Below are 8,579 nucleotides of genomic sequence, written 5' to 3'. Positions count from 1 at the left end.
TATTGAAACCAAGTCTCTATCCCTAGATCACACCTCGACCATTGAAGCGAGTACTGCCGGTACCGGAGATGCCGGTAGTATCAGCATCCCAGATGCAGAGGAGGTTTCCCTTAATCGGAATAGTTCTATTTCCACCGCAGTAAACCCTGGTGCAGTTGGCAATGGTGGAAATGTCGATATTAAAACGCGATCGCTTACCTTAACCAATGACTCTGAAATAACTTCCAGTACTGCTGGTGATGGCGATGCTGGTAACATCACCCTTCGGGCTGAGCAAGTCACCATCCAGGGAGAGTCACAGGTATCAGCCACTACTTCCAGGGTTACCAATACTGACCGGGGTAAGGGTGGCAACATTAAAATCATTGAGGCCAATCGATTTGAGGCTACTGACGGTGGGAACGTCAGAACCACCACCGAAGGTACTGAGCAGGCTGGTAATATTACTCTGGAAGTACGTGATGATATTACTTTAGCTGGAACTGGAAGTGGGCTGTTTGCCAACACTACTCGTGATTCTAGCGGTGATGGTGGCAATATTTTCGTTGACCCCAGAACTGTAACTATTCGGGATGGAGCCAAGATAGCTGTAGATAGCCAAGGCCAGGGAAAAGGGGGCAGTATTACCCTTGAGGCAGGCACACTCACCCTTAATAATAAAGCAGAGCTATCCGCAGAAACGGCTAGCAACCAAGGAGGGGATATTACCTTAACCATTGACGAGTTGTTGTTCTTGCGACGCAACAGTAAAATCTCCACTACCGCAGGTACTGCTCAAGCTGGTGGAGACGGCGGCAATATTACGATTAATGCTCCCTTTATCATAGGCATTCGTCAAGAAGATAGCGACATTACCGCTAATGCTTTTGAAGGCAGTGGCGGCAATATCACAATTACCACCCAAGGTATCATTGGGCTAGAGTTCCGAGAAAACCTCACTCCCCTCAGTGACATTACCGCTAGCTCTGAGTTTGGTGTAGATGGTACCGTCAACATCAATGCACCTCAAATTGACCCCAGCCAAGGGTTATCGGAATTGCCAACCGATGTCATTGATGTATCTCAACTGATTGAAAAAAACCTCTGTGCTGCTGGTGAGGGCAGTGAATTTATTGCCACAGGTCGTGGTGGCTTACCGATTTCTCCCAACGAAACCCTGAGCCCGAATGCTACATGGGACGATTGGCGTATCACTGAGCAACCTCAAACTAGGATCAGAAAACGTCGGTCAAGGTCAAGGCAGCATCAACTACAGACTAATCAACCACAGACCAATAACCCTAAACCTAAACAAATTGTTGAAGCCCAAGGCTGGGTTATCGCTCCCAACGGGGAGGTAATTCTCACCGCTCATCCAGTCATAGTCACTCCAAAGGGTACGTGGTTACATCAAGTAGATTGTCCGATGCTTCAAAAAACCCTTGGGTCCGGAGTCGGGAATCGGGAATCGGGAGTCGGGAGTCGTTAGAAGCGGGAAATGGAAAGCTTAACAAGGGGAAAGCCAGAGGATAGATCCTCATAAGGGTAGGTTTTTTACTTTGACGTCAGGTGTGGGGTGTGGGGTGTGGGGTGTGGGGTGTGGGGGATAAGACAATATACTTAATTTGTCGTTAACAATCATCATTGTCTTGATGCAAAGCGCGAGTGGTTTGAATTTACCGTAAGACAGTGGAGCCTTAATCAATAAGTTTTCCCCCTTTTCTGCATAGCCTACCAACCATAAAGGCTCCACTGTCTAAGGTTTTGTCTCCGGGGGAAACCCCCTGTTCCGAAGCTGCATCGCTTCTTCGTTGTTTTCCTTTTCCTCTCCCTCTCGGTCGTCCCATGTTTTACCCAAATGTAAAAAACCTACCCCTGTGAGGAGGATAGATCCCCCTCCCGTCCCCCTTAACAAGGGGGAAGCTGTGCGATCGCTTTTCCCTGTTCCCTGTTCCCTGTTCCCTGTTCCCTGTTCCCTGTTCCCTGTTCCCTGCGCGCAGCGCTATAGATAACTCAGATAAATGAAGCGCCTGATTCAGTTTATTGTGATGACCTTGTTGGGGCTAATCTTAAGCCGTGGTATACACGCACTACCCTTCTCTGCTGGCCATCAGCACTCAGCCATTAGCACTCAGCCATCAGCACTCAGCCATCAGCACTTAGACATTAGCCATCAAACCTCAAGGCTCAGCAACAGTAAGCAGAACGCAACAGTAAGCAGAAGGCAACAGGAAGCAGAACCCACGAAACACTACTTGCTCTTAGAAGCAGGCAAACAATACTACGATGCTGGACAGTATTCTGATGCTGCACGAGTATTGCAGCAAGCGGCACAAGCTTATCAAGCCACAGGAGATATACTCAACCAAGCCCAAGCCCTGCGTTTGCTGTCCTTAGTGACTCAGCAACTTGGGGAATGGGATAAAGCCCAAGCAGCCATTGACTCCAGTTTGTCGTTGCTAGAAACCGTATCTAGGGGGAGTGAACGAGTATTGGCTCAAGTGTTGAACACTCAAGGGCGTTTGCAATTGGTACAGGGAAATGCTGAAGCTGCTCTGAACATCTGGCAAAATGCTGAAGCACTGTATGCTAAAGCCAATGATCGGGTTGGTGTACTTGGTAGCCAGATTAATCAAGCCCAAGCCATGCAATCTTTGGGACTTTACCGTCGAGCCAAGAAGCTACTAACTCAGGTAAGACAAACCCTGCTGGCACAACCGGATTCTCCTCTAAAAGCGATTGGCTTACACAATCTTGGTAATGTGTTTCGACAAGCAGGGGATTTAGAGGAATCTAAACAGACCTTAACCGAAAGTTGGACAGTCGCACAACGAATACAATCTTCCCAATCCGAGAGTCAAGGGTGGCTGAGTTTAGGTAATACTGAGCGAGCCTTAGCCACAAGAGCAAAAGAATCGAATCATAACAAAGCATTCCAGCAGTATATCCAAGACGCTATAACTCACTATCAACAAGCAGCAGCAACCACCACCTCACCAATCACCCAAATTCAAGCACAATTGAATCAGCTAAGTTTACTCATCGAGACAGACCAGGAGAAATCTGCTCAAGCCTTATTGCCACAAATCCAGACATTACTAACTAAATTACCATCCAGTAGAGCATCAGTTTATGCCCACGTAAATTTCGCTCAAAGTCTGATCAAGATGGGAAATCGAAATGTGCGATGCTCTGAAAGAGCCGCTACGCGAACGCACATTTCCACACCAATTACCAATTCCCAAGACATTGCTCAACAACTCAACACAGCCATTGAGCAAGCTCAAACCCTAGAAGACAAACGAGCAGAATCCTATGCCCTGGGCACCCTGGGTAACTGCTTTGAACAAACCAACGATTGGTCAAATGCCATAACCTTTACCAAGTCAGCACTTCTGATTGCCCAAGGGATTAATGCAGCGGATATTGCTTATCAGTGGCAGTGGCAAATGGGACGTATACTGAACGCTCAAGCCGAACAAGCCACTACCACCAGAAATAGTAATACCGAAGCAGTAACGGACCTGATCCAGGATGCGATTGACCTTTGGTCACGCTCCGCGATCGCTTATTATACCCAAGCCTCTAATACCTTAACGAATTTACGGAGTGATTTAGTTACTCTCAATCCTGACATCCAGTTTTCCTTCCGAGAACAAGTAGAACCGGTTTATCGACAGTTAGTTGATTTACTATTGCGTTCTCCTCAACCAAGTAACGATAATCTTAAGCAAGCCCGTCAGGTTATTGAAGCACTCCAGCTTGCTGAAATAGACAACTTCTTTCGAGACGCCTGCGCCAAACCAGAAAAGGTTAACATTGACAATTTAGACCCCACAGCAGCCGTCATTTACCCGATTATCTTAAAAGACGGCTTAGCGGTAATTTTAAAATTGCCTGAACCAGATAACTTGCGTTACTATATCCATCATAACATATCAGAAGCTCAAGTAGACAAAGCGGTCAAAAACTTTAGGAATGTCCTAAGAAGACGTAGCACTAGTATTAGCAAAGTCAAAAAAGAATCCCAACAAATTTATGACTGGCTAATCAGACCCTTTGAAGAAGAACTAGACAGTCACCCTTCAGGAGACCAAAGCCCAATAAAAAACCTAGTATTTGTCCTAGATGGGTCATTACGAAATGTTCCTGTAGCAGCCCTTTATGATGGCAAACAGTATTTAATAGAACGGTATGCTGTAGCTGTGACCCCTGGCTTACAGCTAGTGGACCCCAAACCATTACCACGGCAACAGCTAACAGCCCTAATTGCTGGAGCTACTAACGCTCCCAGCTTTAAAAAAGAAGGTTTAGGACCAATCGATAATGTAGCATTCGAGTTAACAAAAATTGGGGAACAGGTAAACCGTAGTCAGAAACTCGAAAATCAGGAATTTATCAAAGAAAACCTGCAAAATCAACTAACCGCAGCCTCTTTCAATGTTGTTCATATTGCCACTCACGGTCAGTTCAGTTCCAATCCAGAGCAAACATTTATCCTAGACTGGGATGAGCGCATCAAAGTCAAGGATTTAGATAACTTACTACGGATGAGTGACCCCAGTGGCACCACCCCCATTGAACTGTTGTTACTGAGTGCTTGTCAGACTGCTACTGGGGACAAACGAGCCGCTTTAGGACTAGCTGGAATAGCGATTAGAGCAGGAGCACGCAGTACCCTAGCCACCTTGTGGCAAGTTAATGATGCCTCTACAGCCGAATTTATGAATCAGTTCTACCAACAGTTAAATAATCCACAGTTGACTAAAGCCGAAGCCCTGCGAAATGCTCAATTAGCGTTTCTTAAGAAGAAATATCCCAGCACAGACTACCATCGTCCTCATATTTGGGCACCGTTTATTTTGGTTGGGAATTGGCTGTGAATTCCAGTATGTTTAAGTTAAAGGTTGAATATTAGAGGTTGAATGTTGAATGTTGCAGGTTGAATGTTGCAGGTTGAATGTTGCAGGTTGAGAGGTTAAATGTTGTTCGCCCCGTATTCGGTGTAGGGTAGGTTGTCTGTTATAATTCTAACTTCTAACTTCTAACTTCTAACTTCTAACTTCTAAAACGAGCACCGCTATAATTTACTGAAGGTTACCCAAAATGTTTGTTTTAGAAATTGTTTCTACGAAACTTTGATCAGTCAATAGCTTAATCCAAGCAGTTTCAAGATTCATATTTTGTGGATCTTGCAGCCGTAATTCAGCTAGCTCAGTTAGGGTATCATACCATATGTGATGCTTGCCATAAGCTGCAATTCTCTCTAGAGGAGTGTTAGCCCCATTTAACTCCCTTTCTAGGTCTGGAGACTGGGCAACTCGGCGAACTAGTCCTGTCACAGACGCTGGAGTTGGAAATTGATTGGATAATTCTGTAGAAGGGCAATTGATCTCTAGATTCCAACGATAGTTTTGACCAACTTTCAAGGACTTTTCTGTCTTAGGAAGCCTAATACTAACAATGCCTGGCTGGTCTGGTAGTTTGAAAGATTTTCGGTAAAGATCGTTTTCCCCATCCTCATCCTGCAAAGAAAATTCTCCCGACGGTGCATCCTCTGAGGTGTAAGGTATATATATCCAAAAGGTTGGATAATCACTAACCGTTAAATCCAAATTATAACCACCTACTAAAGGAGTCAGTAGTGGAAGCTCTGACTTGTATAGGCAATCACCACGGGTTCCAGTACCGTGAGGAGCAGAAGGAGTACCATTGTCTGGGGGTTTGGGATTGATAAAGTAAATTGGTACTTGTGGTATTTGCCCAAGACTGATGGATTGATCAGCCTCTACTCGGGAGACCAAGAAACCGCTGATCCAGCCAACAAAGACTAAATTAGAGGCAAATAGGTATTTAAGCCGAAATAATTTAGTTAACATGATAACTCAAAATTCAGATCAACATCGACAGATGTTTCCCTGATACATCGAATTGATGGATTCAGATTAACACCCCTGTATATCACCACTATTTCCAGATAAAATCAGGTTAATTGTTGTGATTATTAATTAGGAATTAGCCATAGAAAATTAGGGTTAAAAACCCCATTTTTTTTCAGTATGTGCAGACAAAATTTTTTAGGATAATTAGCCCAGTTTATTATAGCATCAACCACTATAATAAGTTGCGGCTAAAGGGAGGGTTATCAAAGGTAATTTGCTATCATTATTCATTGGTAATTTGTAACTATTAAGAGACTTCTTAATGTAGATCACAAAAGACTAAGGACTAATGACTAATGACGAGTCAATGACTATGATCACTTTTGTAAACGACAGTAAACGACTACACTAGTAGCCACCAATGCTATAGTAGCGGGAATTAATGGCACCCAACCACCTGTTACTATCAGCAAAACCGAGCAACTTCCATATAAAACAACCAAAGCAGTTCCAGTACCCAACACGACGGAACGCAGCACGTTAAAGTTTCCAGCAACCGTACCCCCGAGCACAGCCCAGCACCAAATCCAGAGCGCTTCACCAGGCTCAGACCACCACCAAATCAACGGTCGGTTATCCAGCACTGCACTGAGGATGTGACTGATCATCTGTGCCTGAATTTCTATCCCACTCATGGTCTCAACAGACCACTGACCACCACTGTAGGGTGTGCGCCAAAAATTATCATTAAAACTAGGCGCAATGGTACCGATGATCACAATGCGATTCCTGACTAAGTCAGGATTGAACTGATCCGTGAGAACCTCTGCAAGGGAAACGGTCTCAGCAATTTGACCGGAAGCTCGATAATTCAGTAATAGTTGCTGACCACGAGAGTCTAGATTGTGATATCCACCAGAATCCTTTTCTAGGGTCTTAAAAACTGTAGTGCCAAGCTTTAAGTAATTTTCTGTCACCTCCAACTGGATTCCTAGATCAGCCAGATAACGTGTTGCCAACTGGACATTAAATGAGTAGTAGCTCTGACAAGGAGATGGTGACCCTACAGCCAACAGATGGCGACGGATAATGCGATCGGGGTCGAGTAAAACATTATTAAAGCCTTGGCGAACCTCTGGGACTTCTGGAGGTGGGGAAACTCCTGGGTCTCCGTATTGGCAGATGGCAAAAAAGTGATCACTAGTTTGCATCCGAGTCGCTAAATCCTGGTATTCCCCTCCCACAGGATTCTCCCGATAAATATCCAAACCAATAGCTCTCGGTTGATACTGCTCCAGCTTTGCCAGCAGTTTTGCTAAGGAACGATCCGATAAGGAAGCGGCTCTTCTTTCTTCCTTAGGTTGGGACTGCACATCCTCTTCAGTGATTGTCACTAATAATAGTCGTGGATCGGGTCCTTCATTGGGTCGCAGCCGCATCAACTGGTCAAACCCTTGCAGTTCCCAGGGCTGGAATAGGCCAAGCGATCGCACTACCATTACTAAGCTAGTCACCACTATGCTAGATATCAGCACTGTCTGGACACTACGCCTCTTGGGTTTCCCTGAGACCGATGGTATTTCTGATGGTATTTCTGATGGTATTTCTGATGGTATTTCTGATGGTATTTGCGATGGTATTTCTGACTCTTGGCACAAATCTGCCCAAGCTGGGGGTTCTTGTCCTAGATTCTGGTAAATTACTGGCAACCAACTGGCGCAGGGAAACTGACGCTCCAACCCCTGCAATTGCTCCCGTGCTTCCCGCGCTGCCAGATATAAAGACTTACCATTAGCAAACCCGTTCAAAAAATACTTCAAAAAGTTTTGAGCGACCTGATCTGGCACCAACTCCCGCATTATAATCATTTGGGGAATTTGCAAATCATGGAGTTGCCTTGCCAATCCCAACCCATCACAAGAATTGAAAATTGCCAGTTTTAAGCCCTGTGCCACGGCTTTTTTGAGGGCATAACACAGTTCATCAATGGTTAAGCTATCGATGGGATTAATATAAATTCGACCCGTTTCGCCCTCTGTCTCACTATGTCCTGCGAAAAAGATAATATCCCAAGGTTGATCCCATAACTGGTCATTGATTTCGTGATGTTTGGGCTCCACTAAAAAGACTGTTATTACATTAGGTAACTTCTCCAGCAGTTGTCGATCTTCGTTAATATTAATACCAGCACTATGACCTAAAATTGCTAAAATTCTAACGTTAGATTTCCCGGTAGATACAGGAAGTTGATCGGGTCGTTTAAACTGTGTTCCACTCAGAGCAAATTCAGCATTGGGGTAACGCTCAAAAAAATCCCACAGATGCCAAGGCAGCTTTTGTAACTGGGTATTTTCCGTGCGAATCAGGACCCGAATCGCTTCTTCTGGGTTTAACTCTTCCCGTAATCGCTTATCAATAGGACGAAACTGTTCAGAATCGAGCCATCGTTTGAGTCTATTACCTAATTCTTTCGCTGAATCCCGACATTCCTTGAGCCGTTGGCTAATGGAACCACCATAGATAACTTTTCCGGGCTGGATTCTTGCGGGTGAACCTAGGCTCCGATATTTTTGGAGCCAATGGTATTGTAAGTAAGTAGTCAGTTCTGAAGCTGCAGGCAAGTAACCTGTCATTTCGAGTGTTGGGCGTGACCCTTCTTCACCAATTTCTAAGCGTACCTGAAACCCCTGCTGCTGGGAATCACCATCTAGACTCAGA

At 44.9% G+C, this 8,579-nt stretch carries 5 protein-coding genes; 3 read left to right on the top strand and 2 right to left on the bottom strand.

Annotated elements, in window-relative coordinates:
* The 3 genes from F6J99_RS36570 to F6J99_RS36560 all read left to right on the top strand — a co-directional run.
* On the top strand, positions 1–1,468 hold a 1,468-nt coding region (locus tag F6J99_RS36570; protein WP_293120583.1), incomplete at its 5' end, for an S-layer family protein.
* A gap of 388 nt (positions 1,469–1,856) precedes the next feature.
* Positions 1,857–1,991 carry a hypothetical protein gene (locus tag F6J99_RS36565; RefSeq protein WP_267876372.1) on the top strand — a complete coding sequence of 45 codons (135 nt, stop codon included), beginning with the start codon at positions 1,857–1,859 and terminating at the stop codon, positions 1,989–1,991.
* A gap of 9 nt (positions 1,992–2,000) precedes the next feature.
* Positions 2,001–4,862, top strand: coding sequence for a CHAT domain-containing protein (locus F6J99_RS36560; protein ID WP_293120581.1), 2,862 nt, complete (start codon positions 2,001–2,003; stop codon positions 4,860–4,862).
* 204 nt (positions 4,863–5,066) lie between these two features.
* Here F6J99_RS36560 and F6J99_RS36555 read toward each other — a convergent pair whose 3' ends face one another.
* Together F6J99_RS36555 and F6J99_RS36550 are read right to left on the bottom strand one after the other, a co-directional pair.
* On the bottom strand, positions 5,067–5,858 hold the full coding sequence (locus F6J99_RS36555; protein WP_293120579.1) for a DUF928 domain-containing protein: 792 nt from the start codon (positions 5,856–5,858) through the stop codon (positions 5,067–5,069).
* A gap of 380 nt (positions 5,859–6,238) precedes the next feature.
* Positions 6,239–8,578 (bottom strand): CHASE2 domain-containing protein, encoded by a 2,340-nt coding sequence (locus F6J99_RS36550; protein ID WP_293120577.1) that lies wholly within the window; start codon positions 8,576–8,578, stop codon positions 6,239–6,241.
* Between the last annotated feature and the right edge of the window lies 1 nt (position 8,579).

This window comes from Moorena sp. SIO4G3 (assembly GCF_010692305.1).
GTDB lineage: Bacteria > Cyanobacteriota > Cyanobacteriia > Cyanobacteriales > Coleofasciculaceae > Moorena > Moorena producens_A.
Note: the sequence above shows the minus strand (reverse complement) of the source record. Positions and strands in the feature narration are given on the sequence as shown.

Coding starts and splice junctions, on each gene's coding strand:
- F6J99_RS36560 (WP_293120581.1), top strand. CDS start 2,001: ATGAAGCGCCTGATTCAGTTTATTGTGATGACCTTGTTGGGGCTAATC.
- F6J99_RS36555 (WP_293120579.1), bottom strand. CDS start 5,858: ATGTTAACTAAATTATTTCGGCTTAAATACCTATTTGCCTCTAATTTA.